29 protein-coding genes and 1 other RNA gene are annotated in these 26496 nt (G+C 66.9%); 5 read left to right on the forward strand and 25 right to left on the reverse strand.

Annotated features, from left to right (window positions below; translation table 11 throughout):
- Positions 1 to 2: 2 nt before the first annotated feature.
- Genes GRI99_RS10160 through GRI99_RS10175 form a run of 4 tightly spaced genes read right to left on the reverse strand, consistent with a single transcriptional unit; the run spans position 3 to position 2221 of the window.
- Entirely contained in the window at positions 3 to 671 is a 669-nt protein-coding gene (locus tag GRI99_RS10160) for a hypothetical protein (protein WP_202393030.1), read from the reverse strand.
- On the reverse strand, positions 668 to 1360 hold the full coding sequence (locus tag GRI99_RS10165) for a HupE/UreJ family protein (protein ID WP_337192899.1): 693 nt from the start codon (positions 1358 to 1360) through the stop codon (positions 668 to 670). Before GRI99_RS10165 ends, GRI99_RS10160 begins: the two co-directional genes overlap by 4 nt.
- Positions 1357 to 1707: a DUF3147 family protein gene (locus GRI99_RS10170; protein WP_160771930.1), complete on the reverse strand. Its 351-nt coding sequence runs from the start codon at positions 1705 to 1707 to the stop codon at positions 1357 to 1359. Before GRI99_RS10170 ends, GRI99_RS10165 begins: the two co-directional genes overlap by 4 nt.
- Before the next feature lie 10 nt (positions 1708 to 1717).
- The gene (locus GRI99_RS10175) at positions 1718 to 2221 is read right to left on the reverse strand and encodes a cytochrome c (protein ID WP_160771931.1); all 504 of its coding nucleotides are present in this window, start codon (positions 2219 to 2221) and stop codon (positions 1718 to 1720) included.
- Between the two features lie 212 nt (positions 2222 to 2433).
- Between GRI99_RS10175 and GRI99_RS10180 the strand changes: the two genes are divergently transcribed.
- On the forward strand, positions 2434 to 2823 hold the full coding sequence (locus GRI99_RS10180; RefSeq protein ID WP_160771932.1) for a c-type cytochrome: 390 nt from the start codon (positions 2434 to 2436) through the stop codon (positions 2821 to 2823).
- 61 nt (positions 2824 to 2884) lie between these two features.
- On the opposite strand, the gene GRI99_RS10185 is transcribed toward GRI99_RS10180, so the two are convergent.
- The 8 genes from GRI99_RS10185 to GRI99_RS10220 all read right to left on the reverse strand — a co-directional run bounded on the left by GRI99_RS10185 (position 2885) and on the right by GRI99_RS10220 (position 13122).
- Complete coding sequence (locus GRI99_RS10185; protein WP_160771933.1) at positions 2885 to 3868, reverse strand: VOC family protein; 984 nt, start codon at positions 3866 to 3868, stop codon at positions 2885 to 2887.
- Positions 3865 to 5859 (reverse strand): outer membrane protein assembly factor BamB family protein, encoded by a 1995-nt coding sequence (locus GRI99_RS10190; RefSeq protein ID WP_160771934.1) that lies wholly within the window; start codon positions 5857 to 5859, stop codon positions 3865 to 3867. Before GRI99_RS10190 ends, GRI99_RS10185 begins: the two co-directional genes overlap by 4 nt.
- A gap of 63 nt (positions 5860 to 5922) precedes the next feature.
- Positions 5923 to 7017, reverse strand: coding sequence for an alpha/beta hydrolase (locus tag GRI99_RS10195; RefSeq protein WP_160771935.1), 1095 nt, complete (start codon positions 7015 to 7017; stop codon positions 5923 to 5925).
- Between the two features lie 10 nt (positions 7018 to 7027).
- On the reverse strand, positions 7028 to 8281 hold the full coding sequence (locus GRI99_RS10200; protein WP_160771936.1) for an FAD-dependent oxidoreductase: 1254 nt from the start codon (positions 8279 to 8281) through the stop codon (positions 7028 to 7030).
- Entirely contained in the window at positions 8281 to 10386 is a 2106-nt protein-coding gene (locus GRI99_RS10205; RefSeq protein WP_160771937.1) for a PQQ-dependent dehydrogenase, methanol/ethanol family, read from the reverse strand. The genes GRI99_RS10200 and GRI99_RS10205 overlap by 1 nt, the downstream gene beginning before the upstream one ends.
- Positions 10387 to 10452: 66 nt before the next feature.
- Positions 10453 to 11328: a kinase gene (locus GRI99_RS10210; protein WP_160771938.1), complete on the reverse strand. Its 876-nt coding sequence runs from the start codon at positions 11326 to 11328 to the stop codon at positions 10453 to 10455.
- The gene (locus GRI99_RS10215) at positions 11328 to 12284 is read right to left on the reverse strand and encodes a 2-hydroxyacid dehydrogenase (RefSeq protein ID WP_160771939.1); all 957 of its coding nucleotides are present in this window, start codon (positions 12282 to 12284) and stop codon (positions 11328 to 11330) included. The genes GRI99_RS10210 and GRI99_RS10215 overlap by 1 nt, the downstream gene beginning before the upstream one ends.
- 4 nt (positions 12285 to 12288) lie before the next feature.
- On the reverse strand, positions 12289 to 13122 hold the full coding sequence (locus tag GRI99_RS10220) for a beta-etherase (RefSeq protein WP_160771940.1): 834 nt from the start codon (positions 13120 to 13122) through the stop codon (positions 12289 to 12291).
- Here GRI99_RS10220 and GRI99_RS10225 point away from each other — a divergent pair.
- Positions 13112 to 13324 (forward strand): hypothetical protein, encoded by a 213-nt coding sequence (locus GRI99_RS10225; RefSeq protein ID WP_160771941.1) that lies wholly within the window; start codon positions 13112 to 13114, stop codon positions 13322 to 13324. The genes GRI99_RS10220 and GRI99_RS10225 overlap by 11 nt on opposite strands.
- A gap of 155 nt (positions 13325 to 13479) precedes the next feature.
- Here the strand turns inward: GRI99_RS10225 and GRI99_RS10230 are convergent, their stop codons facing one another.
- The 6 genes from GRI99_RS10230 to GRI99_RS10255 form a co-directional block, all read right to left on the reverse strand.
- Entirely contained in the window at positions 13480 to 13824 is a 345-nt protein-coding gene (locus tag GRI99_RS10230) for a hypothetical protein (RefSeq protein ID WP_160771942.1), read from the reverse strand.
- A gap of 88 nt (positions 13825 to 13912) precedes the next feature.
- Positions 13913 to 14830 (reverse strand): ketopantoate reductase family protein, encoded by a 918-nt coding sequence (locus GRI99_RS10235; RefSeq protein WP_160771943.1) that lies wholly within the window; start codon positions 14828 to 14830, stop codon positions 13913 to 13915.
- A 4-nt stretch (positions 14831 to 14834) separates the two neighbouring features.
- Entirely contained in the window at positions 14835 to 15374 is a 540-nt protein-coding gene (locus GRI99_RS10240) for an NUDIX hydrolase (protein WP_160771944.1), read from the reverse strand.
- Positions 15371 to 16057 carry a TPM domain-containing protein gene (locus GRI99_RS10245; protein WP_160771945.1) on the reverse strand — a complete coding sequence of 229 codons (687 nt, stop codon included), beginning with the start codon at positions 16055 to 16057 and terminating at the stop codon, positions 15371 to 15373. Before GRI99_RS10245 ends, GRI99_RS10240 begins: the two co-directional genes overlap by 4 nt.
- Positions 16057 to 16908: a TPM domain-containing protein gene (locus GRI99_RS10250; protein ID WP_202393031.1), complete on the reverse strand. Its 852-nt coding sequence runs from the start codon at positions 16906 to 16908 to the stop codon at positions 16057 to 16059. The genes GRI99_RS10245 and GRI99_RS10250 overlap by 1 nt, the downstream gene beginning before the upstream one ends.
- Before the next feature lie 10 nt (positions 16909 to 16918).
- Entirely contained in the window at positions 16919 to 17539 is a 621-nt protein-coding gene (locus GRI99_RS10255) for a LemA family protein (protein ID WP_160771946.1), read from the reverse strand.
- A gap of 148 nt (positions 17540 to 17687) precedes the next feature.
- Between GRI99_RS10255 and mscL the strand changes: the two genes are divergently transcribed.
- The gene (gene mscL / locus GRI99_RS10260; RefSeq protein ID WP_272917404.1) at positions 17688 to 18107 is read left to right on the forward strand and encodes a large conductance mechanosensitive channel protein MscL; all 420 of its coding nucleotides are present in this window, start codon (positions 17688 to 17690) and stop codon (positions 18105 to 18107) included.
- 76 nt (positions 18108 to 18183) lie between these two features.
- Positions 18184 to 18547, forward strand: a transfer-messenger RNA (tmRNA) gene (ssrA, locus tag GRI99_RS10265).
- 228 nt (positions 18548 to 18775) lie between these two features.
- On the opposite strand, the gene GRI99_RS10270 is transcribed toward ssrA, so the two are convergent.
- From GRI99_RS10270 to GRI99_RS10285, 4 genes are all read right to left on the reverse strand, one after another.
- The gene (locus GRI99_RS10270; protein WP_160771947.1) at positions 18776 to 19015 is read right to left on the reverse strand and encodes a hypothetical protein; all 240 of its coding nucleotides are present in this window, start codon (positions 19013 to 19015) and stop codon (positions 18776 to 18778) included.
- Positions 19016 to 19137: 122 nt separating this feature from the next.
- The gene (locus GRI99_RS10275) at positions 19138 to 20388 is read right to left on the reverse strand and encodes an N-succinylarginine dihydrolase (protein WP_160772019.1); all 1251 of its coding nucleotides are present in this window, start codon (positions 20386 to 20388) and stop codon (positions 19138 to 19140) included.
- Between the two features lie 5 nt (positions 20389 to 20393).
- On the reverse strand, positions 20394 to 21422 hold the full coding sequence (locus tag GRI99_RS10280; protein ID WP_160771948.1) for an arginine N-succinyltransferase: 1029 nt from the start codon (positions 21420 to 21422) through the stop codon (positions 20394 to 20396).
- The gene (locus tag GRI99_RS10285) at positions 21419 to 22630 is read right to left on the reverse strand and encodes a hydrolase (protein WP_160771949.1); all 1212 of its coding nucleotides are present in this window, start codon (positions 22628 to 22630) and stop codon (positions 21419 to 21421) included. Before GRI99_RS10285 ends, GRI99_RS10280 begins: the two co-directional genes overlap by 4 nt.
- A 119-nt stretch (positions 22631 to 22749) precedes the next feature.
- Between GRI99_RS10285 and GRI99_RS10290 the strand changes: the two genes are divergently transcribed.
- Positions 22750 to 23232, forward strand: coding sequence for a PilZ domain-containing protein (locus GRI99_RS10290; protein WP_160771950.1), 483 nt, complete (start codon positions 22750 to 22752; stop codon positions 23230 to 23232).
- On the opposite strand, the gene rsmA is transcribed toward GRI99_RS10290, so the two are convergent.
- From rsmA to GRI99_RS10305, 3 genes are read right to left on the reverse strand one after another with little or no spacing between them, the layout of a single operon-like run.
- The gene (gene rsmA / locus GRI99_RS10295) at positions 23229 to 24050 is read right to left on the reverse strand and encodes a 16S rRNA (adenine(1518)-N(6)/adenine(1519)-N(6))-dimethyltransferase RsmA (protein ID WP_160771951.1); all 822 of its coding nucleotides are present in this window, start codon (positions 24048 to 24050) and stop codon (positions 23229 to 23231) included. The two genes, GRI99_RS10290 and rsmA, sit on opposite strands and share 4 nt — an antisense overlap.
- A complete protein-coding gene (gene pdxA / locus GRI99_RS10300; protein ID WP_160771952.1) occupies positions 24047 to 25114 on the reverse strand; it encodes a 4-hydroxythreonine-4-phosphate dehydrogenase PdxA in 1068 nt (355 codons plus the stop codon). Before pdxA ends, rsmA begins: the two co-directional genes overlap by 4 nt.
- Positions 25092 to 26438: a peptidylprolyl isomerase gene (locus GRI99_RS10305; protein WP_337192900.1), complete on the reverse strand. Its 1347-nt coding sequence runs from the start codon at positions 26436 to 26438 to the stop codon at positions 25092 to 25094. The genes pdxA and GRI99_RS10305 overlap by 23 nt, the downstream gene beginning before the upstream one ends.
- Positions 26439 to 26496 lie beyond the last annotated feature (58 nt).

Here is a 26496-nt window from a genome sequence, read left to right on the forward strand (position 1 = left end):
TATCATTCGGCGGCGCTGTCCGGCTGCTGCATCTGGTGGCCTGCGGCGCTGCCTTCAACCGTATTCTCCACGCCTTCCAACGGGCGATCCACCTCACCCATGGAGGTGAACAGGGTGGAGGTGGTCATGGCGCCGCTGGCTTCCAGCCGCAAGGTGACTGTGTCCAGACTGCGGTTCTGCCAGTACCAGCCGTGGATGCCGGTAAACGGCGCAGTATAGATGCCCTGCATGGCCTGGGCTTCGGACACGCCATAGCTCTCGGTCATCTCGGTGCCGCCGTCGAAGGGGTGGCCATGCATGTCATAGTGCAGGGGCGCGCTGCCTTGCCAGTTGAATGCCATCTTGCCGCCCTGCGGGATGGTGTACTTGAACTCGATCCCTTCGAACGGTGGCAGTTCATATTCCCATACGTCGGTGGCACCGGGCTGGGCGGCGGGGGCGGCATCGGACAGTTCCAGCACCGTCTCGCGCTCCATCCGGGCCATCCCGCGCTGCTGCTCCTCGTTCACCGGGTCGGCGATCTCCACCAGACCCAGCGCTTTGCCAACGCCGGTGGGATCCCACCCGGTCTCTGCCGGCAGGACGAACATCACGGCCCCGGCAGCCACGGCAACAAGGGCGATGCCGCCGATCAGCAGCGGCTTCTTCGAACGGGGAGCAGTCTGGGTCATGCGGCAAGGTATCCCTGTATCTGGATGGTGGTGAGCCACAGGCCAACGGCAATCAGCAGCACGTTGGCGGCAAAGGCATAACGGGTGAAGCTGGGCCGGTCACGCCACAGCGAAAACAGGTAGACCACGAAAGAGAGCACGATCACCTGCCCCAGTTCCACGCCCACGTTGAAAGCGATGAGGTTGGCCAGCAGGCCATCGCGCGACATCTCCAGGTCCTGCACCTTGCTGGCCAGGCCCAGCCCGTGAAACAAGCCGAAGACCAGGACGACCACCTTGGTGTTGATGGCCAGGCCCAGCTTCTGGAAGCCGCCCACGTTCTCGAACCCCTTGTACACCACTGACAGGCCGATGATCGCATCGATGAGGTAGCTGTTGACACCAAAGCCCAGCAGCACGCCCGCCAGCAGGGTGGTGGAATGGCCCAGGGTAAACAGCGAGACGTAGAGCACCACGTCTTTCAGGCGGCGCAGGAAGAACACCACGCCGACAAGGAAGGCGATATGATCGTAGCCCGTCACCATGTGCTTGGCGCCAAGGTACAGGAACTGCGGGATGGCGGGGCCGCTGATGGATGACACGAACGCCTTGTCGCTCTGCGCCACGTCATGGGCCAGGGCGGCCACCGGCACCAACAGCGCCAGCACGGCGAGGGTCAGCAGGCGGCTGCTATCAAGGCGCCCGGTCACAGGCGAATTCCAAATCGCGGTGTGGCCAGCACCAGCAAGCCATAGAGCGCCACGGTCAGCACGCAGCCCAGCGCCAGCGCCGGCCAGAAACCCATGCCCCCGCGCAGCAGGCGCGGGAGCAGCAGGAACATGGGCAGGCTGGGCAGCACGTACCAGAAGGTGGCCCCGGCGTGCAGCGCCAACCGCTCCGGATCCTGGGTGTCGCGCCACAGCCAGATCATCGCCAGCAGCGATACGAGCGGCAGCGATACGATCAACGCGCCTGCACCCGGCCAGCGGCGCGAGACTTCGGAAGCGATGGCGATGATCACACCAGAGAGCAGGGCCTTGGCGGCGAGATAGAGCACCGTCCCGACCCTACTGGTCCGGGGTCATGTCCACCGGCTCGCCCGGGATGCCGGCTTCCGGCGGGAAGGCCTGGTGGCAGGCGGAGCACACGGCATAGAGCGTGCCGCCCGCCTCGAACACGGCATCGGCATCCTTGCTCTGCGCGGCCTGTTCGGCGCGGGTTGCGGCTTCGGCCATGCCTTCGGTGAAATCGGTCCAGCCCGCATCGCGGCCTTCGGCATAGGCGGGGCTGCCCATCGTGTTGGCCAGATCGCGCAGCTTGGCGGCGGATGCGGCCACGGCCTGCCATTCGGCGTCGGTTTCGGGCTGCCATTCGCGGAACACCGGCTGGCCATCCACCAGCTCGCTGGCCGATCCGACCGCGCCCCAATAGATGTCCGCCGTGGGCTGGACTTCGTTGGCCATCATCTGCTGGACCGTGCCAAAGGGCAGGTCCACCGGCTCCTTGGCGCACGAGGCAAGGGCGAGGGTTGCGGCAAGGCTGCCGGCAACAACGCGGAAATTGATTTTCACCGTATGTCAGACCTTTCGTATGCGGTCGATCCTCAGCCCGAAACCTGACACTAGCCTGACGGTCTCCCTGTGACAATGGTTGACAATGTCCGAAAACTACCGCTAGGCGAACGCCGCATAAATCGGCGGTAAATCTCGGCTCACCTATTCCCTTGGTGGACCAAGTCGGTAAAGGGCCGCCGGGCCAAAGGATCAGGAAGGGTTTTCGATCAATGACTGCAATTGTCGGCAAGTGGCACAAGCTGGGCCTTGCTACTCTGGGCGCCGCCTCGCTGGCGATCCCGCTGGCCGTGGCGCTGGCGCAAGGGCCGGAGTTCCAGGAGCAGGCGACCGAAGCAACCGGAGAGGCGCTGACTGCCGAGCAGGTGGCCCAGGGCCGCAGCCTGTTCAACTCCTGGTCTTGCGGCGCCTGCCACGTGCTGGGCGATGCCAATGCCCACGGCCAGATCGGCCCGGCGCTGGATGGCAATGCCACGATCGACAAGGCTTTCGTGGTCGGTCGCATCACCAACGGCCAGGGCGCAATGCCTGGCTTTGGCGGCCAGCTTTCTGATGAAGAGATCGACCTGCTTGCCGCCTACATCGTGCAGGTGAAGCAGTAAGCCAATCCGCCAGCCGGAAACGAAAGAGGGGGCCGGGAGACCGGCCCCCTTTTTGTGTCCCTCAGTTGGCCCCGCGCGCGGTGCGGCTGGTGGGGCCGACCTGCGCGAAATAGTTGGTCACGCCATCGGGATCGTTCAGCCAGATGGTCGTCAGGTCAAACCCGCGCAGCCGGTTGAGCGGGGTTTCCACCGCCACGCTGCGGTGCGCCGCCATGGCCGCCACATAAGGCGCATCGCTGACCACGTACTGGATGCCGCTACTGCCGGTATCGGCAGGTAGGCCGGCAGCCACCTGGTGCAGGTAGATCGTGGTCTGCTGGTGGCGGAAGGGATGGACCATCACGCCGAGCGCCTCGTTTCGCATGGGTGCAAGTTCTTCCAGGCCCACGAAGCCGCGATAGAACTCCTGGCTGCGCGCCAGGTCGGCCACGCCGATGCCGATCCCCACGCCATCGTCGGAATGGTCCTGCGCATCGGGATCGATCACCAGCAGGATCGGCAGGCCGGCCGGGTCATTGACAAGCGCCTGCTGGCCCTGCGGCGTGGTGCGGAATTCGGGCGCGGCAAGGCCGGCGGCGGTGAACCGGCCGCTGACAGCGGCGGCATCGGGATAGGTCAGCCGCAGGTAACGGATGCCGGTGCCGCCGGTTACGCCGCCAGACAGGTTGTAGAGTCGCTCCCCCTCCTGCCCGGCAGACAGCTTGATCTGCCCGCTGCCAACCCCGGTCAGGATCATCTGCTGGGTGCTGGTGAGCTGGATGGGGTTCAGCGAGCGGAGTGCCAGGGCGTTGACGTAGAAGTTGACCATCTGCTCGGTCATCCCGCGCGGAAAACGGCGGAAGACGTTGGCCGATGTCTGGCGGAACAGGTGATGCGCGGTGCCGTGCAACTGCGCTTCGGACAAAGCGCCCACCGGATAGGCGAGGCCGTGATCGAGGTCCATCACTGCGCCTTCGGGCGTACGGGTGGTGCTCTGACCCAGCGCGGGGCCGGCCAGCAGGGCCAGCGCGGCAGCGCCTGCGGCGATCAGGGTTTTTGTGGTCATCGGCGGTCTCTCCCATGTTCCCCCGCCCGGGGCAGGGCCCAGACGATCAGGCTTTCTTCATTGGCCGGAGCCCCGGCCTCGTTGCGCGGCGTGCCCTTTGCGGTGCCGCCCGTGGCCAGCACGGCAATATACTGGCGGCCATCCTTCCCCTTGTAGGAGATGGGGATGGTGTTGGTGGTGTAATCGAGCTGTTCCTGCCACGCCAGTTCGCCGGTAGTAGCGTCGAAGGCGCGGAACACGGCATCGCTGGTGGCCCCGATGAACACCAGGCCGCCGGCGGTAACCATCGAGCCACCGGCCGAATTGTTGGCCCCCGTCTCGCGCCGCCCTTCGGGCAGTTGCGGCGATGTGCCCAGCGGCACGGCCCAGGCGATGTTGCCGGTGTTGGCATCCACCGCGATCATCCGCCCCCATGGCGGGCGGATGCAGGGCAGGGTGGCCTGCCGCCCGCTGGCATCGGTGAAGCGGGCGTTGAAGCCGGAATAGGCGCCCGGGCCGATCAGGCTGCCGCGGTCGTAAGGCTGGTTGGAGCCATCGGTGCCGCTGCCGTAGTTGCCGTTGGGATCGCGCTCCTCGATCCAGCCGATCGAGCCGCCCTCGCTGATGTTGACATAGACATAGCCGGTGGTGGGATCGGCCGAACTGCCACCCCAAACCGACCCGCCGTTGTGCGGCATGTTGATGGAGGCGCGCGGGGGATCGCCTTCCTTGTGCAGGAAGAACGGGGTGAAGGGGCCCGCGTTGAAGAAGGTGCCACCATAGCTGTCGAGCAGGGCGCGGCAGGCGGCGGCGTGCTCGGGGGTGGTGTCCTCTGCCGTCACCACGTCGTCCGGGCTCCAGTGCATTCGCTGCAGGGGTTCGGGGCGCACGGGGAAGGGCTGGGTGGGGCTGTACCATTCGCCCGGCACGTCACCGCGCGCCACCAGCATCTCGTTCACGCCGTGGATCGGCTCACCCGTGCGGCGGTTAAGGATATACATCAGGCCGTTCTTACCGGTCTCCGCCAGGGCGGGGATGCGCTGCCCGTCGATGGTCACGTCAAACAGCACCGGCGGGGCGGGCAGGTCCCAGTCCCACAACTCGTGGTGGATCGTCTGGAAGTGCCAGCGATAGGCACCGGTCTCGATGTCCACCGCCACCACGGAATTGGAGTAGAGGTTGTCGCCTGGCCGGTCGCCGCCGTAATAGTTGGGGCCGGGGCTGCCCAGCGTCATGTAGAGCATGCCCGTTTCCACGTCCGCCGTGGTGTACCACACCCACATGTTGGCTCCGGGCCGGTCGCGCCAGCTGTCGTTGCCCCAGGTCTCGTTGCCCGGTTCGCCCGGATGCGGAATGGTGTTGAAGCGCCACTTGAAGGCCCCGGTGCGGGCATCGAAGGCGCGGGTGTCACCATCGCCCCCATCCACCTCGGAAACAATCGGGCGCTCGGGTGTCCAGGCACCGATCACCAGGGTGTTGCGGAAAATGCTGGGCGGATAGGGATAGCTGGCGCCGTCCCACGTCAGCTCGCCATCGTTGGCAAAACGCCGGTCCACCCGGCCGGTGCGGGCATCCAGCGCCACAATGGAATTGCCGGGATTGTAGTAGACGCGCGGGCGGGTGTGCCGGTCGCCGGGCCAGTAGGTGACGGAACGGCGCGCCAGTTGCCCCTCGCCCAGCGGATGGCGCCATATCTCGCGGCCGGTATCGGCTTCCAGCGCCACTATGGCATTGCCCAGCGGCACGTACATTACCCCATCGACTACCACGGGCACGGTGCCGGCCAGGATCGTCGCCCCGCCTTCGGGGCGCAGGCGGAACGACCAGGCGCGTTGCAACCGGTTCACGTTGCTCCGGTCGATCTGGGTGAGGGGGGAATAGCGCTGGCCGGAATGGTCACGCGCATAGAGCGGCCAGTCACCCGGATCGGCATCCTGCGCCGTCAGCGGGGTGGAGAGGACGGTGGCCGCCAGCGCCAGCACCGCCAGCCTGCTTGCATGAACCTTCACCATGGCGACTCCCCCCAGATTGATCTTGTCTGTCTTGCCGCGATCAATCGTTCATTACCATAACGATTACAAGTCCTGCCGCGCGATCCACCCCTCGATCACGGCGGCGACGTCGTCGCTGTTCTTCTCAAGCTGAATGGCATGGCCATTGCCGTGGATGCCGTGCTCGGCCAGCTTCAGGTGCTCCACGCTGGCGCCAGCCTGGCGCAGGAAATGGACGATGGCGTGGTTGTCCGCCGCCATCCAGCTTGCCTCCGCCGTCACTACCACGACGGGCATGCGGGAGAGCGCGGGCAAGCGGCGGGCGGGTTCAGCCTGCACCTTGTAGGCCACCAGGTCAGGGCCGGGGCTGGGCAGATCCATGCTGGCCAGAACCTCGCCATCGGCCAGCGGCGGATCGAAGGTGAGCGGGGCATGGGTGATGCCAAAGGGCAGGGCGCCGCTGATGGCGCTGAACGGTGGGCCGAGCGGCTCCACCGCCACCAGCGCCTTGACCAGATCGGGCCGCGCATCGGCAATCAGCCAGCCCGGCGGGCCACCGGCGGAGTGGGTCAGCAGCACTGCGGGTCCGATGCGGCACAGCAGCTCCGCCCCTGCGCGCTGGGCATCCTTCTGCCACTGCGCGGGATCGGCCAGCGTGGGCCCGGTGCCCGCCAGGAACGACAGGAACGCCGGGTCCTCCAGCGTGCCGCTGCCCGGCCACTGGGTGTGCAGGCGTGCCTGCGGGTAATTGTCGGGGAACGCCTCGGGGCGCGAGAACAGCCGCTCCAGTGCAATGTTCGGGCCAGGCGCGGCTATCTCGCCCTGCACCGCAGGGTGGAACGGGCTGCGGCCGTGCTGCGGGCGATCCACCACGTAGACCGCCCAGCCGCGGCGCACGAACCAGTGGACCCAGCCTTCGCGCCCGTCCGCCGTGCCCAGGAAGTCGGTGCCCTGGCCGCCGCCGCCGTGGATCATCACGATCGGCAGGGGATGGCGCAATTCCTGCGGGATCCAGTATTCCACGTACTGCTGCCCGCGCATGGCCTTGCCCGCCTGCGGATGGTCGACCAGCTCGCCCCCGGTCCAGAAGAAGCCCTGCGCGGCCAGCCGCAGCGGATTGGCCTGGCCTGCCGCGTGCAGGTCAGCCGGGCGATAGGATCTGCGGCCAGTCTCACTCATGCGAACCTCCTCAATGAATCTGGCCCTTGCGGTCACGGATGTTGATCGCCACCCGGTCGCTGGGGTCGGCATCGGCCCAGCGGCTGGCGGGCCGCAGCACATCACCGATCACCTTGTAGGCAAACAGCATCAGCAGCGCGCCGCTTTCCGGATTGCTATCCAGCGCCTTGATGAAGCCCAGGTCCTTCTGCCGCTGCTCCGGGTCCTTTTCCTGCAACATCCGCTTGTTCTCGGTGGCGGCGGGGGAGACGACTTCCCAGAACACCCGCCGCCGCTCATCGCTGAACCGCTGCAGGATGCCTTCATCCTCTTCCCCACGCAGCACCGCGCCCAGCACATCGGCCAGGACCACGCCGGTCCACAGCCCGCTGGTAAGGCCCAGCCCACCGCACGGGTTGGTGGCGTGGGCGGCATCGCCCGCCAGCAGCACGTGGCCTTTCACCAGCGTTTCCGCCGCCCGCTGGTGCAGCATGTAGGGGCTGGCGGAGACGATCTGGTAATCCTTGCGTCCCTGCATGAACCACTCGTACCGCTGGTGGATGCGCTCCTCGAAGCTTTCCTCCGGCAATGCGGAATCCTCCATGTAGGTGCAGCGCCACAGCCCGTGCGTATCAAGCTGGGCAATCACCGCCATGTTCACCGGGTCGCACACGAAGTTGGCCTGCTGGTAGCCGAGTTCGGTGAAGGGGAATTTGACGTTGGTGGCCACGAACCGCTCCGGCCAGGTGTGGCCCTCGAATTCGATGCCTGCCAACTTGCGCACGGTGCTGCGCGCGCCATCGCAGCCGATCAGCCACTTCGCGGCGAATGTCTCCGCCCCGTCCGGCCCGTGGACCTGCGCCACTACCCCGTCTGCGCCATCGGTGAACGAGAGGAGTTCGCGCCCGAACAGCACCTCCACCCCCAGCTTCTGCGCGTGTTCCATGGCTACGCGCGCAACATCGTGCTGGCCCACGTGGATCTGGTAATCGTACTTGATGCCCTCCACCGGCTGGGTGATGACCACCGAGCTGTAGCCGAATTCGGGGACATGGGTGCCAAAGGCGCGGTTGCGAAAGCCGATCGCGTCAAGATCGTCCAGGATCCCCAGTTCCTCCAGCACCACCAGTGTGGAGGGGAAATAGACGGCGGCGCGGGGGCTGTTGATGATGTGGGGCTCACGCTCGATCACCCGCACGCTGGCTCCGCCCTGTGCTAGGGTGAGGGCGGTGAGCATTCCCACCGGGCCCGCACCGACAATCAGGACATCGGTCTTCGCAGTCATCAATTCTCCTCCGCCGCGCGGCGTTCTGCTTCGGTTACGACATAGGCGCGCACGGCCTCGATCTGGCTGTCGCTCAACCACGGGCTGAAGCTGATCATGCCGCGCTGGGCCAGGGTGCCGCCAGCCACCACGGCCTTCCATGCCTGCGCACTGGTGGCCACGGGGCTGCGCATCAGGTTGGGGTTGACCGGGCCATTGTGGCAAATGGTGCAGAACGCCAGGTATTGCGCCTGCCCCTCGGCCACCTGCGAAGGGGTAAACTGTTCGTCTGTGGAGACATAGGGCGGCGGCACATAGGGCGGCAATTCGGGCAGCGTGCCCGTGCCGCCGATGCGGAACACCAGCAGCATGCCGTTGGCGGCAGGACGGCGCATCTGGTCGCTCTGGCTGGCCATACCCATCGACCCGCCATAGCCGGCCAGCACCGCCACATACTGCACCCCGTCGGCGCGGAAGGTGATCGGCCCGGCCATGATCCCGCGCTCCTGCCGGAAGGTCCACAGCTCCTTCCCATCGCGCGCGTCATAGGCATGGAAGGTGCCATCGGCCGTGCCCTGGAACACCAGGTTGCCGCCGGTCGCCAGCGTGCCGCCGCTCCACGGCCAGTCGCGGTCGATCCCCCATACTTCACGCTGGTTCACCGGGTCCCAGGCCACCAGCCGGCCCTTGGTGCGTGCGGTCAGGTAGGCGCGGCGCGCTTCCGGGGTGGCGCCCGGCACCATGCCTTCGGGCGGAGCCAGGAACGAGACGCCCGTGTTCCAGCGGCCGATGTGGCGTTCGAAATCGCTGTCATCGGCATAGGCGCTGGGCACCTGCATGGAGGGGATATAGACGAGGCCCGTCTGCGGCGAATAGCTCATCGGGTGCCAGGCGTGGGCACCAAGGCCGCTGGGGGTGATCAGGAACGGGGCATCGGCAAAGCGCGCCTCGGGCACTTCCACGGGGCGGCCGGTGGCCAGATCAATCCGTTCGGCCCAGGTCTGGTCGGTAAACTCCTCGGCGCTGATCAGCTTTCCGTTGCTGCGGTCGATGACATAGAAGAACCCGTTCTTCGGCGCCTGCATCACCACCTTGCGGGGCTGGCCGTCGATAGTGAGATCGGCCAGCGTCATCTGCTGGGTGGCGGTATAGTCCCATGTCTCGCCGGGATTGAGCTGGTAGTGCCACTTGTAGGCCCCGGTATCGGGATCGAGCGCCAGGATGGATGTGAGGAACAGGTTGTCGCCCACCCCGTCGCTGCGCACCCGGTGGTTCCAGGGGCTGCCGTTGCCCACGCCTATCAGCAACTGGTCGAAATCCGCGTCATACACGATCGAATCCCACACAGTCCCGCCGCCGCCCAGCTCCCACCAGTCGCCGCTCCAGGTGCTCTGCGCCATGCGGGCCATGATCTCGTCGCTTGCGGCCCCGTCCGGCCCGTCTGCCGGGTTGCCGGGCACGGTGTAGAAGCGCCACACCATGTCGCCGCTGTCCGCATCGTAGGCCGAGACATAGCCGCGCACGCCCATTTCCGCGCCGGAATTGCCGATGATCACCTTGCCCCGCACCACGCGCGGTGCGCCGGTGATGGTATAGGGCTTGGCCTGGTCCACCGTTACCACGTCCCACAGCTTGCTGCCGTCTGCGGCATCTAGCGCGATCAGTCGCCCGTCGATGGTGCCGATGAAGACCTTGCCTTCCCACACGGCCACGCCGCGGTTGACCACATCGCAACAGGCATGGGCGCCCTTGGCCCCGTCAACTTGCGGATCGAAGCGCCACAGCACCTCGCCGGTGGCGGCGTTTACGGCCAGAACCTTGTCCCACGCGGTGGACAGGTACATCGTGCCGTCGACTACGATGGGAGTGGCTTCCTGCCCGCGGTTGGTATCGAACTCCACCGCATAGGCGAGGGATAGCTGGCCCACGTTATCGGTGGTGATGTCGTCCAGCGGGCTGAAGCGGTCCTCGGCATAGGTGCGGCCGTGGCTCAGCCAGTTGTCGGGATCCCCGGCGGCGGCGAGCAGGCGCTCCTCGGTGACGTTACCGTATTCGGGTTGCGCGTCACAGCCCGCCAGCAGCAGCGCCACGGCGGCAAAAATCAGGGTCTTGCGGCCCACAATCATGCTAACTCCCCACCCAATCAATGCGCCTCTTGGCGGGCGTCATTATCACGAACGTTAGAATCAAATTCAGCCCGACGCGAGTCCCTTCACGGGTCCGTGCGGTGTCTGGTCGGGGCCAATGCGGAACACGATGTCCGCCTGGTCCGGCAGCGCGGCCAGCATGTGCCGGGTCAGCCGTTCGTAATGCTGGCAGAAGCGGGCGAGGGCGGCCTGGTCCATCAGCCCCGGTGCATCGGGGCGGGTGGCGCGCAGCCGGTCTTCCTGCCGCTGGCGGTTGGCAAGTACCGCATCGAAACCATCGACGGCCAGCATGACCAGCAGGTCCAGCCGGGCAAACAGAGCGGCATAGTCACCCTTCAGCCAGATGTTGGCGACGCTGCGCCACACACCGTCCGAATCCTCGCCCTGCTCCAGCCGGTTGACGGGTTGCAGCAGGTCCATGTCGGCCTGCGGCGGGCATCCCACGCACCAGCCTTCGAACAGCAGCACGTCAACGGGCCCCTCGATGCGTTCGGTGACGTTCAGGGGCTCGTCCGTTCCCTTGTCGAAGCGGGGCAGGGCCAGGTTGCGGCCCGCCGCGAGGTCGTCGAAGATCGCCAGCCCCCGCGCGGGAGCATGGGTGCCGGGCACGCCGCGCGTGGCGAACAGCGGATGGACCTGCTCTGCCAGCCGCTGCCGGTCTGCCTTGCCGAGGTAGAGATCATCCAGCGAAAGGGTGGCGGCTTTCAACCCGTGCTCGTCCAGCAGCACTTCAAGGAACGCGCAAAGCGTAGACTTGCCAGAGCCTTGCGCGCCATTGATGCCAACGATCACAGGATTCTTGCGGTCGGTCTGCCGGGCGATCTCGTCCGCCAGCGGGCGCCAGTAGCGGTCCACCACCATCCGGTAAGTGCCGGGCAGGCGATGCTGGGCAATCAGCGCGGCAACCGGATCGTCGTTCATCAAACAGCGTTTGGCAGGTCCGCCCCTTCAACGAAAGCTTCCACGTTGGCCAGGGCGCAGAAACCCATCGCCTCGCGCGTTTCGCGGTTGGCGCTGCCCAGGTGGGGGAGGAGGACAACGTTCTCCAGCCCCAGCAGTTCTGCGGGCACCTGCGGCTCTGCGGGATAGACGTCTAGCCCCGCACCGGCGAGGTGACCGGAACGCAGGGCAGCGGCCAGCGCGGCGTGGTCCACCAGCGTGCCGCGCGCGGTGTTGATCAGGTAGGCGCCCGGCTTCATCGCGGCGATGGCGCCTGCATCGATCATGTTGGCCGTGCCCGCACCGCCGGGGGCGTGCAGCGAAACCACGTCAGAAGTGGCCAACAGGCTGTTGAGATCAGGGTGAAAGGTTGCGCCAAGTTCCGCTGCAACGGCGTCCTCGCAAGGCCGCCGCCCGTAATAGGCGATCTTCATGCCGAAGCCGTGGTGTGCGCGGCGCGCTGTGGCGATGCCGATGCGGCCGAAGCCCACGCAGCCCAGCACCTTGCCCTTCAGCGCCTGCCCCACGAGGTGGGTGGGCCGCCAGCCGCTCCACTGGCCGGCGCGCAGTTCGCGCTCGCCTTCCCCGGCGCGGCGGGTGGCCATGAGGATCAGGGTCAGGGCGATGTCCGCCGTGGCATCGGTCAGCACGCCGGGGGTGTTGGTGACCGCGATGCCCTTGGCCCGCGCTGCCGCCAGGTCGATGTGATCGAAGCCCACGCCATAGTTGGCGATCAGGCGCACCCTGTCTCCACCGGCGATCACGCCGGCGTCGATCCGGTCGGACACGGTGGGACACAGCACGTCGTATGCGCCCATCGCCGCCGCCAGGTCGTCCTGGCTCAGCGGCTTGTCGCCATCGTTGAAGGTCACGTCAAAGCGCGCGGCCAGGGCGGCTTCGACCGCTTCCGGCCAGCGGCGGGTTACCAGTACGCGCAAACGGTCAGTCCTTCTTCGTGATGTGTTCGGTTTCGGCGCGGGTGGATGCCGGGCCGGTGTTGCGCTTGTAGATCCCGCCGCGCCAGCTTTCGCGCATGTAGGGTTCCGGCCCGCCTTCCGGCACCTTCAGGCCATAGAGGTTTATCAGGCCAGGATGGCGGCCAAGCCCGCCGAACAGGTCACGGCAGCGCTCGATCCAGTCGCGCAGGGGGTCGTCCTCGGCCAGCGAGGGGACCTTGCCCACCGATGCCAGGAACAGGATCGGCCCAAGGATGCGGTAGTCCGCATAGTTGGGGCTGGACCCGCCCAGCCACTGGTGTTCGCGCAGGGCCATGCGCAGCGGCTCGATCGCGGCGGAGATCTGCGGCAGCCGCTCCTCACGGCCCGCCTGCATGTCTTCCAGCTTCATCCCCAGCATCTTCTCGCGGCTGGTGGTGACGTAGTCCTTGTCATGCTCGAAGCACAGGTCGCGATAGTCGGCGCAGAAGCAGCGCATCCACGGCCCCACGGCGGTGGGCCACCACCACGCATCGAGCGCCTTGGTCAGCGCGGCCACGCTCTCGTGCGGGATCAGCATCGGCCGGTCGGGGTAGGTGGCATCGAGGTATTCGACGATGCCCCAGCTATCCAGCACCCACTTGCCATCGTCCACGATGGCCGGCAGCCGCTCGGTCTTGCCGCCGGTCCGCTCAAGGATGCCGGTGAAGCCGCCGGGCACCACGTCGATATCGAAGCCCTTGTGCTTCAACGCATACTTGGTGGCCCAGACGAACGGACTGGTCGTGGCCCCGTGCGCCATGGTCAGATCATAGAAGGTGATGGTGTTGTTGGCCGCCATGACGCGAGTCCTCTCGTTGAGTTTGTCCGGTTGGTTATGCGGCCATGGGGCAAAAGGGAAGGGGCTGGCTTTGATCGGGATCACAAAGCGGCTGAAACGGGTGGATGTGGAACGTGGAACGGCGTTTTTGTTTGGTGTGACCTTTGGCGCAAGGTGCTGGGATAAAGCCGGAATTTGCGGAAAAGTGGTGTGGCATGTGTGACCTTTCGCGGGGCAGGTGTGCCACGTTGCGGGAGGCGTGGGTGCGGGAAGGGGCATGGACTGGCGGGCGGGTGTAGGAAAGGGTGATGTGCCGTGACGGGTGATTGTCACTTGCTGGCGAACGGCCGCATTGGGGGTGAAAAGCGGACGCGCGCTTTACTGGATCATGTGAGCGTTTTTGAGGACGTAAGGTTGGCACACTGTAAGGCAGATCAGCTCGTCGCCACAGCCGCTCTTTTCCAAAAACCCAGCGACACGCACGGCATCGCGATGCTGTGCGGGAAGGATGGGTTCCACCGAAACGCATTGCTCTGGAGCATCCCGATACCATCGATTGCCGAAGTAGATGCCAGTGGCCTCATGTTGGGATGACCAGTAGCCCACCAAGGTTACATTCTGACCCAACTGTCCCTCAAGGTCCGCGTAGCGGCGCAGACCGGACGAGGGTGGATAGGTGGTGCAACTGAATGCGCTCGCCAAAATGATCAGGATGGCGCTCATTCGTTTCATGCGGGAAGAATAGCCCTGGCATGCAGGTCCGCAATGGGGTCGTTTGCGGGATGTCAGCTTTCGCCCGCACACCAAACCCTCACCCCAACTTCGCCTCTTCCAGCTTCACCAGATGCCACAGCGTCCGCGTGACCGGCGCGGCCAGACCCTTGGCCTCTGCCGCCAGCACGATTGCGCCGTTGATGGCATCCACCTCGGTGCGGCGGCCCGCCTTCACGTCTTGCAACATGGAGGCTTCGTGATCGGCGTGGTCGGTCATGGAGACTTCGGTCAGGGCATGGATCGGCGCGGGGTCGATCATGCGGCCGTTGGCATGGGCGGCGGCGACGCCTTCCTCCACCACGGCGCGGATGGTGGCGCGGGCTTCCGGGTTGGCGCCCAGGAAGCCGGGGGTGCGGCGGGTGAGGGCGCACAGCGGGTTCATCGCCGCGTTGAAGATCACCTTGGACCAGATCGCCTCGTGAATGGCGGGGTCGAGCTGGGTGTCCAGCCCGCCGCGGGTCAGCGCATCGGCCACCGCTTCCGCCCTGGCCGGATTGCCCCCGAAGGCGGGGTACAGGCGGGAATGACCATCACCGTGGCTGCGCACCTTGCCGGGGCCGACAAGATCGCTGGGCATCATGGATGCGCCCACCATCACCTGCGCGTCGGGCACGAAACCGGCCAGCTTCTCGGCATTGCCCAGGCCGTTCTGCAGGGACAGCAGGTGCGTATCCGGCCCGATGGCATGGGCCAGCCCCTGCAACGCGCCTTCGGTATGGAAAGTCTTGGTGAAGACCACCACCAGGTCAAACGGCCCTTCCGCATCGGCAGGCAGGCGGGCGGGGATGGGCAGATGCTCCACCCCGCCGCGCAGGTCCAGCTCCAGCCCGGAGGCGTTGATCGCATCGACATGCGGCTGGCTGACGTCCACCAGCGTGACATCGCAGCCTGCCCGGTGAAAGGCCGCGCCGAACAGGCAGCCCATTGCGCCCGAGCCAAGAATGGCAACCTTCATGCTGTCATACTCCCAGAAGCTGCGGGCCGAGCACGGCCAGCAAGCGCACATCCATCGCCACGCCGCGTGCGCGGAACGGGGCCAGCGCCTCGGCAAAGCCCGCCAGCGGCAGGCGGTGGACCACGATGTTCTCGGCTTCCGTGCCGCCGCCTTCGCCCACCTTCGTCAGGTCCGTGGCCTTCAGCAGGGTGAAGGTCTCGCCGGTCAGGCCGGGCGAGCTCTGGAACACGCCGCAATCCTCCCAGTGGGCGGCGGCATAGCCGGTTTCCTCGATCAGCTCGCGTTGCGCGGAATCGATCGCTGCTTCGCCCTCGGTTCCGTCCTCGTCACCCACCAGCCCGGCCGGCAGTTCCAGCACCGGGCCGCCCACGGGCACGCGGTATTGCTCAACCAGGATCACGTGATCGCCGTCCAGTGCCAGGATCACCGCCGCCTTGATGCCGCGCGCTCGGGAGACGTATTCCCACTTGCCGCGCCGGTGGGCGGTAATCCACTTGCCCGCCCACATGGTCTCTTCGGGCGCATCTGCGTCTTCAACTGTCATGCCGACAGCTCATAAAGGACGATCAGGCGATCCGGCAACTCGTTCACGTCATCGGACCCGCGTGGGAATTTCTCGGCCAGCACGGCCCCCACGTCACGCACCCCGGCGGCGATGCCTTCGGCCACGCACCCCTTGCGGATTTCCACCAGCATGTCGGCCATGGCCACGCCCCATACCTCGGCGGGAACCTGCGCGGCGATGGCCTCGTCAGCCACGATTTCGGCCCGATGCTCGTCCATCGACAGGTAGATCAGCACCCCGGTGCGCCCGTGGGTGCGCCGCTCCGCCCCCACCTTGAAATGGCGCACGGCGGCGTTGCGCACGCGGGCGGCCTTGATCGGGCGGGGGATCAGGAACAGCCGCAGCGGCTTCCACCATTGCAGCGCCTGCATGGCGGCGAATTTCAGCACGCCCACGGCCAGCACCAGCGTCAGCACCTGGCCGGGCGTCCAGTCGCTCGACCAGCCGGAATGGAACAGCGCGTCCCACAGGCCGGTGTAGAAATCGGCGAACACGGCCACGAACGACATGGCGGTAAAGGCCACCCCGACCGACCACCACAGGGCTACGTCGGCATAGCCGTCAGACTGCGCGGCCAGCACGGTCACGATCTCGCCACTGGTATTCTGCTCGGCTGCCGCGACTGCCTGGGTCACGATCCTCTGGCTGTCCTGGTCCAGCATCACCACCCCCCGGAGGCGCCACCGCCCCCTGACATGCCGCCGCCGAAGCCGCCGAAGCCGCCGCCCCCGCCACCGCCGAAGCCGCCGCCACCCCAGCCGCCGCCGTTGTCGGACAGCCCGCGCGAGATCGCCTTTCCGGCCTCCCACAGCACGATGTTGGTCACCGCATCGCCCCCTCCGCTGCCGCGGTAGCGCCGCCGCCCGCCGCGCCCGCTCATGGCGGGCAGGATGAAGAAGAAGAACAGGAAGCCCAGCCAGATCAGCAGGCCGAAGGGGAAACCGCCCTCGCTCTGTTCATTCGCCTGCGCGGCTTCCGCCGCCTCGGCCACGGCGGCCGCATCGGCGGGGCTGCGGTTGAGGTGCTCCATGATGGCATCGATGCCGCTGGTCACGCCGCCGTCGAAATCGCCCGCCTTGAAGCGGGGCGTAATCACATCGTTGATCACGCGTCCAGCCATGATCCCGCCGAAATAGGGGTGGAGGCCATAGCCGACCTCGATCCGCAGCTTGCGGTCATCGCGGGCGATCAGCAGCAGCAGGCCCTGGTCGCGCGCCGCGCCGCCGATGCCCCATTCGGTGAACAGGCCGGTGGCATAGGGCTCGATCACCTGTCCGTTCAGGCTGGGCACCGTGGCCACTACCAGCGCGCGGCCCGTCTCGGCATTGTAGGCGCGCAGCCGCTGGTCAAGCTGCGCCTCCACGGCGGGGGAGAGCATGTCCGCCCCGTCATAGACCGGGCCTTCCGGGCGCGGCGGATAGTCCTGCGCCTGCGCCGGCAGGACCAGCAGCGCCGCCATCAGCAGCGCTGCCAGGGCCGCCAGCCACCGCGTGGGGGCCAGGGTGCGGATCATGGTCGCGCGATCAATTGGCCGAGGCCGCGCCGCCGGTGATCCCGTCGAAGTTGACCTCCGGGTTCTCCTCGGCACCCTCGGCCGCCTCGAAGTATTCCAGCGGCTCCGCGCCGTAGATCACGTTGGCGGCGATGGTGGCGGGGAAGGTGCGGATCTCGGTGTTATAATCGCGCGCCATCTCGTTGTAGCGGTTGCGCTCGGTGCTGATCAGGTTGTTGCTCTCGTCCAGCGCCACCATCAGGTCGCCAAAGCGCGGCTGGCTGGCGAGCTGGGGGTAGTTTTCCACCACGGTGCGCAACTGGCCCAGCGCCTGGGTGAGCTGGTTCTGCGAGTCCTGGAAGCGGCGGAATTCCTCCGGGTTCGACAGGTCTTCGGTGGTGATGTTGATGCTGGTGGCGCTGGCGCGCGCCTCGGTCACGCGGGCCAGAATATCGCCTTCGGAGATGGCGGCGGCCTGCACCACGGAGACCAGGTTGGGGATCAGGTCGCTGCGGCGCTGCAGGGCGTTCTCCACGTTGGCCCACTGGGCCTTGGCGGCTTCCTCCTTGCTGGGCACCGAATTGATGCCGCAACCGGCCAGCGCCATGCTGGCAACGGCGACCAGCGCCAGGCGGGGAATGCGGGTGACCATTGTGCTCTCGTCCTCCAATATCCCTGATCCTCTCAGGTGTATTGCGGATATAGCACGGCTGGACCCGCTTTCAAGAACTGCGGCCCCTGCTTGCCGTTAACCATCTTTCATGCAATTCAGCCGGTTAGACGAGGAGGAGGAACAGACGATGGGAATGCTTACCGAGTTCAAGGAGTTCATCAATCGCGGCAACGTGCTGGACCTGGCCGTCGGCGTGATCATCGGCGGGGCCTTCGGCACCATCGTCAAGTCGCTGACCGATGACCTGATCATGCCGCTGGTGGGCCGCGTGTTCGGCAACATGGATTTCTCGAACCTCTACGTGGTGCTCAGCGGCGAAGTGGCACCCGGCACCTCGCTGGCCGCCGCGCGCGAGGGCGGGGCCAACGTGCTGGCCTATGGCAATTTCATCAGCACCTTCATCAACTTCCTGATCCTGGCCTTCGTGATCTTCCAGATCGTGAAGGCGGCCAACCGCCTGATGCCCAAGAAGGAGGCACCCGCCGCGCCTGCCGGCCCGACCGAGGTGGAGCTGCTGGCCGAGATCCGCGACGCGCTGAAAAAGTAGGCGCGGGCAACCATCTCGTCATTGCGGGTGCAGGCACTGGTTGCCGCCCCGCAATGACGGGCTCGGGGCCAAGCATACACTTCCAATTCAGGATCGGTCGCCTATATGGGTCCTGCCGGTTTCGGCCGGCTATGGCGATAAATTGCGGTGTGCAATAGGCACAGCGGACCCGGGGGCAGTACCCGGCGGCTCCACCATCACCACCCGGTGCACGCACCGGGGCCCTGTTGTCGCAGGGGTGTTGACGGGGCCGAACCAGGATCGACGTGTGTTGAAAAGCACTGTTTTCGCCCGGGCTGAGTAACCCGTTAAAGGCTCAAAACACACAAGTGCCAACGACAACGAAGCACTCGCTCTTGCCGCGTAACATGACGGCCTAACGGCCAGACGTTACAAAGCTTAAGCGCGGTTGGACCGACCGGGCAACAGAACGGATTCCGGGGGCCCGGGGGAGCCTAGCAACAGAATCCCCCACCTTCCTTTGCCCGCAATTCCGTCCATGCCGGGTTGCGAATTCCACCGCTCTGCGTTTCCGGTGCTCACGGCCCATGAGACCGCTGCGCGCCGGTCCTCGCCACTCACCCTTCTCGGCTCGTTCTGAAGGCAGACCAGCGGCAAATCGCCTGCTATCTCGCCACCCCGGGCTTGATCGGGGGGCTCGGCAGGGCTCAGCCCTCTGCCACCGCTTCGCGCTCGGCCCGCTCGTACTTCAGGCAGTCGAGGATCTTGGCGCCCGCGATGAAGACCGCGCCGGTGCAGGCCAGGAACAGCAGCCAGCCGCCGGTTCCGGGGAACTGTTCCAGGTAATGCGCGCCGCGGGTGCAGGCACCCAGCGCCAGGGCATAGATGATCAGGAAGGCTTCAACCCGCGTCTTGATCGTGAACAGCCGTGAGACCTTGCGCAGCATTGCCAACCCTTTTTTTCCTTAACACCTGCATCCGCAAAACCCGTGCCAGTGGCAGAATCGTGCGGTTACCGATGGTTAACCGCCGACCGGGTGTAAGGCAATCCGACAGGTCTAGGGGAAACTCAGGAAAGGGCGGAAAGGTCCAGCGCTTCGAGCAAGCGCGCCCGTGCCGCGATGACCGTGGTGGCCAGCGCCTCGCTGCCCACGTCTGCCGTATCGATCTGTTCGGGCCAGTATCGGGCCACCACCTGCTCGATCATATCGGCGCGCCGCTCGTCCAGCAGGAAGCGCGGGTCCACCGTGGCGGGATCGGCCACCACGCGCAGCCGCAGGCAGGCAGGGCCGCCGCCGTTGGCCATCGACTGGCGCACGTCCACCACTTCCACCCGGCGGATCGGGCCGCTCCCTGACAGCATGTCCTGCAGGTAACTCCAGACCGGCGCGCTCTCGCGGCATTCGCCGGGTACCACCAGCGCCTGCTGCCCGCCGGGCAGGGTGAGGAGCTGGGCGTTGAACAGGTAGGACCGGATCGCCTCTGCCAGCGGCACCGCGCTGGCGGGCACTTCCACGATCTGCGCGCCCGGGCAGGCGGCGCGGATTGCGGCACAGGCGGCCGCAGGATCGGCGAAGGCCTGTTCGTGGGTGAACAGCGTCAGCCCGTCGGCCACGGCCACCACATCGTTGTGGAAGGCGCCGGCGGCAATCGCCTCGGGGCTCTGTTCGATGAACAAAACGCGGGCGGGATCAAGGCCATGGCGGCGGGCGATGATGCGGCTGGCCTCCACGTTCTGGCGGGCGGGGAAGGGGCCACCGGGGCGGCCATAGACGAACACCTCCACGCCCGGTGCGCCGTGCCCGCCGCACAGCCGCATGTGGTTGGCCGCGCCTTCATCCCCGAAGGTGGGCGGCACCGGGCCGTGCACGGCGAAATGCGCCCTGTCGGCAAAGGCCAGTTGCAACTGGCGCAGCGTGTCTGGCCATTCGTGGCTGCGGTGCGGCATGGTGACGAGGTTGGCGACCGACAGGTGGCAGCGCCCGTCTGCCGTATCGGGCGCGGGGCTGACGGTGGCGGCATTGGCGGTCCACATGCTGCTGGCCGACCAGGCGCCCGCCACCAGTGCGGGATCGGTGGCGCTGTCGGCTGCAAGCTGCTCCAGCCAGCCGGTGCTGGGACGGGGCAGGGGGACGAAGAAACCCTGCGCCAGGCCCAGCCCGCGGTTACCGCGCATCTTGGCCAGTCCCTGCAAGGCCGCCGAGCGCGGATAGCTGGGGGCCCCGGCGTTCCTCGTAGCCGCCAGGTTGCCCAGGCTGAGGCCGGCATAGTTGTGGCTGGGGCCCACGATGCCATCGAAGTTGATTTCCACCAGCGGCATGGCGCTCACCACCGCGCCACGTGGGTGATGCTGTCACCCTCGGCCACGCCAAGCGCGGCAGCGCAGGCGGGGTCGATGGCCACGCCGTCTTCGCCAGACTGCACCCAGCCATAGGCGGCCCGGAATCCCGCGAGCCTTCCGGCGGAAACAAGGCGCTTGTCGCCCTGGCCTTCGCACAGCGACGGATCGATGCGCGCTACCGGGCTTTCCACCGCCTCGCGCACGGAGCGGATCTGGTCGGTCCGCGCGGTCATGGTGGGGCCGCCGTCAAAGATGTCGACGTAGTTTTCCCAGGCGAACCCTTCATCCTCCAGCATTCGCATGGCGGCGCGGCCCGATGGGTGGGGCTTGCCGATCACGCTGCGGGCGTGCTCGGACAGCATGGCGATATAGACCGGGTGCTTGGGCATCAGGTCGGCGATGAACTGGTTGCCGTACTTGGCGTTGAACTCGTCGGCTTCCTGGAAGCTCATGCCGAAGAAGCGACCCGCCACCCCGTCCCAGAACGGCGATCCGCCTGCCTCGTCGATCACCCCGCGCAGTTCGGCCAGCGTGCGATCGGCAAAGCGGGCGCGGTGGTTGCGGATGAACAGGTAGCGGCTGCGGGCGATCAGCATCCCCAGGCCGCCCGCGCGTTCCCCCGGATGCAGGAACAGGCCGCCCACCTCGCTGGCCCCTTCCAGGTCGGTGGAGAGGTTGAGGATATCGGCGCGGAACGTGCGGCCCAGTTCCTCGCTGTGCTGGGTCAGCGCGCCGATGCGGTAGGAATAGAAGGGCCACTTCTGTCCCACCATGGCAAAGACCTGGCAGGTGCCGCGCACTTCGCCGGTGGCAACGTTTTCCAGCACGAAGACGAAAAGGTCATCCGCCGGTTCGTCATCATCGCGGGTGAAAGCGGCGGCGCTCTTTTCCAGCTTGGTAATCAGTGCCTTGCGATCGGGCGGCAGGTTGGTGAACCCGCCCCCGGTCAGCTTGGCCATTTCATAGAGCGCCTGCAGATCCCCCGGCGTGGCGGCGCGGATGCGGTGTGTCACAACAGTTCCCCTTCGGCCAGCCGCGCCAGGACCAGGGCGGACAGCGCGGCCCGTTCGTGCAGCGACGGCACGATCATGAATTCCTGCGGCGAATGGATCGATCCGCCGCGCACCCCCATTGTATCGACCACCGGCACCCCGCAGGCGGCGATGTTGTTGCCATCGCACACTCCCCCGGAGTCCTGCCAGCCGATTGTCTGCCCCAGTGCTGCCCCGCAATCACGCACCAGGGCGAAGAGCTGCGCGGCACGGCTGTCAACCGGCTTGGGCGGGCGGGTGATGCCGCCATGGCAGTGGATCGATACTTCGTGCAGCCGCTCAATAACCTGCAGCAAATCGTTGAAGTCCGAAAGGAAATCCTCGGCCGCCTGATCGGTGCGCGGGCGGATGTTGAAGCGCAGCACGGCGTGGTCGGGCACCACGTTGTTGGCCGATCCGCCTTCGATCCTGGCCGGGTTGATGGGCAGGTCCGCGTGGCTCATCAGCTTCAGCCGCACCGCGCAGTCGGCTGCCGCGACCAGCGCGTTGCGCCCGTCCTGCGGATTGCGCCCGGCATGGGCGGAGCGGCCGGTGAAGCATACCGAATAATTGCCGCTGCCGCCACGGGCATAGGCCAGCGTGCCATCGGCCAGGGCGCTGGGTTCATAGGTAAGCGCGGCGAACTTGCCCCGCGCCAGGCTGGCGATCAGCGGGGCCGAGGAGAGCGAGCCCGTCTCCTCGTCCGAATTGATCAGCACGTCGTAACCGCAAGCCTTGGCCTGGGGCAGCGTCTCGAACGCCTGCAGCGCGCCCAGGATCACGGCAATGCCGCCCTTCATGTCGGCGGTGCCGGGGCCGTTCAGGGTGGCATCATCCAGCCATGCGACCTGCTGGAACGGGTGATCGGCCGGGAACACCGTGTCCATGTGCCCGGTCAGCAGGAAGCGCCGTTCCGCCTCGGGCCGGACGCGCAGCAGCAGGTGGCGGCCATGCGGCTTTTCCACCTTCTTGCCCGTAGCGTCGAGCGCGGTGACGGTGGCCGGCTCGCGCAGCGAAACCTCGCCCGGCAGCACGCTGAAGGCGTGGGCCAATTGGTCTGCCAGCAGGGCCAGCCCCGCAAGGTTTCCGGTCCCGGTATTGATCGCCGCCCAGCCCAGCGTGTGCTGCAGCATGGGCGCAGCATCGATGCGGTCGATCAGGCTGGCTTCGGGGGCGGTCAGTTGTTTCATGTGCAACCGGGTTTAAGGCAGAGTTCCCGCCTGTCAATCGTGCCATCGGTGCAGGCTTAACGGGCGGGTAGGAACTTGTGCGCTAGGGCGCGTGCGGGCTGCACAGAAAGGCACGAGCCATGTTTGCTGCCAACAATCCCCGGGTGGAACCGCGCACGCGCGCGATGGTGCGTGCCCGCCTGCGCGACGCCCAGGGCGAGCGGGACGTGTGCCTGATAGACATTTCCACGCGCGGCGTGCTGGCCACGGCAGAACATCCCCCAAGGCGCGGCGAATTCGTCGAGCTGCAGATCGGGCGCAACCGGCTGGCAGGGCAGGTCAAGTGGACGGGTGACCACCGCTTCGGGGTATCCCTGCGCGAACGGGTAAGCGTGGCGGCGATGGCCGAAGGCGGCAACGAGCCGGTGGAGCTGGCCCGATCGGTCAGCCAGGTCCGCGCGCGGCGTTCCACCGGCGATGCCTTGCTCAGCAACCCGCAGATGCTGGGGCGAATGTTCGATTTTGCCCTGCGCGTGGTGGCGGTGGCCTGCGTGGGCTACATCGCGTTCGATTCGATCGGCGAGGCCTTCGCCCCGCTGCAGGAAGCGATGCGCGCGCGCTAGCGCGGGCCCAGCTTGCGGGCCAGCGCCACGAAATCGGCCACCGCCAGCGTTTCGGCGCGGCGGGTGGGGTCGATCCCCAGGCCTTCCAGCGCCTCGACGGCCCCTGGCAGGCCCTTCAGGCTCTGCCGCAGCATCTTGCGTCGCTGGCCGAATGCCGCTTCGGTCACCTGCGCCAGCCGTTTTGCGGATACCCCTTCGGGCATGGCGGCGGGGGTTACGTGGACGATGGCGCTCATCACCTTGGGCGGGGGCGTGAAGGCGCTGCGGTGCACCTTCATCGCCAGCCGGGCGTTGCTGCGCCACTGGGCCAGGACGGCGAGGCGGCCATAGGCGCCGCTGTCCGGATCGGCGACAATCCGCTGCGCCACTTCCTGCTGGAACATCAGCGTCAGGCTGGTCCACAGCGGCGGCCAGCCTTCTCCGTCAAGCCAGCGGGTGAACAGCGCGGTGCCCACGTTGTAGGGCAGGTTGCTGGCAATGGCGAAGGGCTCGCCCATCAGCTCGGCATGGTTGATGGCCAGGGCATCGCCCTCGATCACCCGCAGCTTTCCGGGAAAGGCTTCGCCTAGTTCGGCGAGGGCAGGCAGGCAGCGCCGGTCCATCTCGATGGCGGTTACGCGGGCCCCGGCGCGCAGCAGGGCGCGAGTCAGGCCGCCGGGGCCGGGGCCCACTTCCAGCACGGCCTTGTCCGAAAGATCGCCCGGGATGGCGGCAATGCGGTCCAGCAACTGTTCGTCGAACAGGAAGTTCTGCCCCAGCGCCTTGCTGGCGCTGAGCCCGTGGCGGGCGATGACTTCACGTAAGGGCGGCAGGCTCACCTGCTGGCAGCCCGGTGCGCGACGGCCTGCGCGGCCATCCGCAGGGCGGCCACCAGCGAGGCCGGGTTGGCGATGCCCTGTCCGGCGATGTCGATGGCGGTGCCGTGATCGGGCGATGTGCGCACGATGGGCAGGCCCAGCGTCATGTTCACGCCCTCGTCGAAATCGAGCGTTTTCAGCGGCACCAGCGCCTGGTCGTGATACATGGCCAGCGCCACGTCATAGGTGCCGCGCTTGTGGGGGGCGAACATCGTATCGGCGGGGTGCGGGCCGGTGGCGGCGATCCCTTCGGCAATCAGGCGGCCGATGGCGGGGCCGATAATCTCGCGTTCCTCCATCCCCATCCGGCCCTTCTCGCCCGCATGGGGATTGAGGCCGGCCACGGCGATGCGCGGGGCGGCAAGGCCGAAATCGCGCCGCAGCGCCCGGTCGATCACCCGCGCGCGGCGCAGGATCAGCTCTTGCGTAATCAGGCCGGCGACTTCGGATATGGCGACGTGGATGGTCAGCGGCACGGCCTTGAGGCTGGGGCCGGCCAGCAGCATCACCGCGTCATCCTCAGGCACATCGCAGGCATGGGCGAGGTATTCGGTCTGGCCGGGGAAGGCAAAGCCCACTTCGGCGAGCGCCGCCTTGCTGACGGGGGCGGTGACCACCGCCGAAGCTGCGCCGGACAGGGCCAGCGAGGTGGCCAGTTCCAGCGAATGCAGCGCCAGCGCCGCACCTTCACGGTCGGGCTTGCCGGGAGTGTAGCGGCCATCGCCGCCCGCTCCCAGCACCGGCAGGGCGTGGGCATACATGGCCAGGGCTTCGCGCGGGTCCTCGATAATGCGTACGGGCACGTCCAGCCCGCGCGACTTGGCCGCCGCTTCGAGCACATGGGCCCCGCCCGCCACCAGGAAGGGCGGCAGGTCCAGCGCCGCGCGGTCTGCCCAGGCAGCAGCGATCAGTTCCGGGCCTACGCCCGCCGGATCGCCCAGGGACACGGCAAGGGGCGACAGGGCGAGAGGCGCGTTGGCGAGTGGAGCCACGGCGCGCGCGTCAGTCGTAATCGATGACCGCATCGCGCCGCAGGTCGCGCAGATAGCTTTGCGCGCGGCGGTTGATGCGTTCCTGCTCCAGCGAGTTCATCAACTGGTCGAACTGCGGGGCCTGCGCCTGTGCCGGCGGATCGTCACGCCCGCACAGCAGCAGCACGCGCACCCCGTTCTGCAGGTCACCGAAGGGCGGGGTAGCCTCGCCCACGTTCATCCGCAGCAGCAGGGTTTGCAGGGCCTCGGGCAAGTCACGAGCCGACATCTGGTCGTTTTGCTGCACCGTCGCGCCGATGGCGGCGGCGCGGGCATCGGCATCGCCGCATCCCTGGAACTGCTCGACCGCGCTGGCGAACTGTTCGGCGCGCAGCTGGGCCTCCGTCTCGGTGGTGCCGGGGGCGAACTCGATCGACACCTGCTTCAGGCTGAGCACGGCATCGCGTGGATCGGACATGCCGATCTGGCGCTTGTCGATCAGGTAGATGATCGAAAAGCCGCCGGGAATTTCCAGCGGGCCGACAAGCTGGCCGGGCACCATCTCGCGCACCGCGCCTTCCATCGTCGGGTTCTGCAACCGTTCCAGCTGCAGCCAGCCAAGGTCACCGCCGGTCACCTTGCTCGACGCTTCGGAATAGGTCTGCGCGGCAGCCACGAACGAGCCGCCCTGGCGCAGCAGGTTGACGATCTGCTGGGCGTTAGCGCGCACCTGGTCACGCGTGTTGGGGTTGGCCGAGAGGTAGATCTCGCCGATGCGGTATTCAAACTGGCCGCGCGATGCCTGCATCTGGGCCAGCAGTTCGTTCACCTCCTCCGCCGACACGTTGATGAAGGGGGTGACATTGCGGCGCAGCAGCCGTTCCCAGGCAAGCTGGCCCTGGATCTGCCGCTTCATCGTGCGCGGGCTGGCACCGATGGAGGTGAGGAACTCGTCCATCTGCTCGGGCGTGCGGTTGAACTGCTCCAGCGCATAGCTGGCATAGCTCTCGTTCACTTCCTCGGCCGTGACTTCCATTTCCTGGGCCACGGCTTCCTGCACCTGCAGCGTCTCGTCGATCAGGCTGCGCAGCACCTGCAGGCGCAGGCTCTGCATCTGCTCGGGCGGGATCTGCGCCTCGTTGGAAGCAACGATCAGGGCCACGCGGTGGTCCACGTCAGTCCCGGTGATGATGTTGCCGTTCACCCGCGCGGTGGCGCGGCGCAGGTTGGGATCGGGCTGCTGCAAGAAATTGATGTCGTCAGGGAAATTGAACCCGTCGCTCTGGGCGGCCGCGCCAATCGGCAACAGCATGGCCAGTGCCAGCGGCGCGGCGAGCACGCGGCCAAAGAGAAGGTGGTTCCGGGCAAACCTGATCACTATGTTTTCAATCCTGTAAACGGTGCGCCGAGGGCGCCTTCTGGTCCTGCGCGGTCAC

The sequence above is a fragment of the Alteraurantiacibacter buctensis genome (genome assembly GCF_009827655.1).
In the GTDB taxonomy this organism is placed as follows: Bacteria; Pseudomonadota; Alphaproteobacteria; order Sphingomonadales; family Sphingomonadaceae; genus Alteraurantiacibacter; species Alteraurantiacibacter buctensis.

Excerpts from the sequence above, each read along its gene's own strand:
- GRI99_RS10250 (WP_202393031.1), bottom strand. The coding sequence starts at position 16,908 with ATGATCCGCACCCTGGCCCCCACGCGGTGGCTGGCGGCCCTGGCAGCG.
- GRI99_RS10195 (WP_160771935.1), bottom strand. The coding sequence starts at position 7,017 with ATGAGTGAGACTGGCCGCAGATCCTATCGCCCGGCTGACCTGCACGCG.
- pdxA (WP_160771952.1), bottom strand. The coding sequence starts at position 25,114 with ATGCGGTCATCGATTACGACTGACGCGCGCGCCGTGGCTCCACTCGCC.
- GRI99_RS10235 (WP_160771943.1), bottom strand. The coding sequence starts at position 14,830 with ATGAAGGTTGCCATTCTTGGCTCGGGCGCAATGGGCTGCCTGTTCGGC.
- GRI99_RS10255 (WP_160771946.1), bottom strand. The coding sequence starts at position 17,539 with ATGGTCACCCGCATTCCCCGCCTGGCGCTGGTCGCCGTTGCCAGCATG.
- GRI99_RS10285 (WP_160771949.1), bottom strand. The coding sequence starts at position 22,630 with ATGAAACAACTGACCGCCCCCGAAGCCAGCCTGATCGACCGCATCGAT.
- GRI99_RS10290 (WP_160771950.1), top strand. The coding sequence starts at position 22,750 with ATGTTTGCTGCCAACAATCCCCGGGTGGAACCGCGCACGCGCGCGATG.
- GRI99_RS10245 (WP_160771945.1), bottom strand. The coding sequence starts at position 16,057 with ATGCTGGACCAGGACAGCCAGAGGATCGTGACCCAGGCAGTCGCGGCA.
- GRI99_RS10190 (WP_160771934.1), bottom strand. The coding sequence starts at position 5,859 with ATGGTGAAGGTTCATGCAAGCAGGCTGGCGGTGCTGGCGCTGGCGGCC.
- mscL (WP_272917404.1), top strand. The coding sequence starts at position 17,688 with ATGGGAATGCTTACCGAGTTCAAGGAGTTCATCAATCGCGGCAACGTG.
- GRI99_RS10200 (WP_160771936.1), bottom strand. The coding sequence starts at position 8,281 with ATGACTGCGAAGACCGATGTCCTGATTGTCGGTGCGGGCCCGGTGGGA.
- GRI99_RS10205 (WP_160771937.1), bottom strand. The coding sequence starts at position 10,386 with ATGATTGTGGGCCGCAAGACCCTGATTTTTGCCGCCGTGGCGCTGCTG.
- GRI99_RS10180 (WP_160771932.1), top strand. The coding sequence starts at position 2,434 with ATGACTGCAATTGTCGGCAAGTGGCACAAGCTGGGCCTTGCTACTCTG.
- GRI99_RS10220 (WP_160771940.1), bottom strand. The coding sequence starts at position 13,122 with ATGGCGGCCAACAACACCATCACCTTCTATGATCTGACCATGGCGCAC.
- GRI99_RS10275 (WP_160772019.1), bottom strand. The coding sequence starts at position 20,388 with ATGCCGCTGGTGGAAATCAACTTCGATGGCATCGTGGGCCCCAGCCAC.
- GRI99_RS10160 (WP_202393030.1), bottom strand. The coding sequence starts at position 671 with ATGACCCAGACTGCTCCCCGTTCGAAGAAGCCGCTGCTGATCGGCGGC.
- GRI99_RS10185 (WP_160771933.1), bottom strand. The coding sequence starts at position 3,868 with ATGACCACAAAAACCCTGATCGCCGCAGGCGCTGCCGCGCTGGCCCTG.
- GRI99_RS10240 (WP_160771944.1), bottom strand. The coding sequence starts at position 15,374 with ATGACAGTTGAAGACGCAGATGCGCCCGAAGAGACCATGTGGGCGGGC.
- GRI99_RS10270 (WP_160771947.1), bottom strand. The coding sequence starts at position 19,015 with ATGCTGCGCAAGGTCTCACGGCTGTTCACGATCAAGACGCGGGTTGAA.
- GRI99_RS10210 (WP_160771938.1), bottom strand. The coding sequence starts at position 11,328 with ATGAACGACGATCCGGTTGCCGCGCTGATTGCCCAGCATCGCCTGCCC.
- GRI99_RS10230 (WP_160771942.1), bottom strand. The coding sequence starts at position 13,824 with ATGAGCGCCATCCTGATCATTTTGGCGAGCGCATTCAGTTGCACCACC.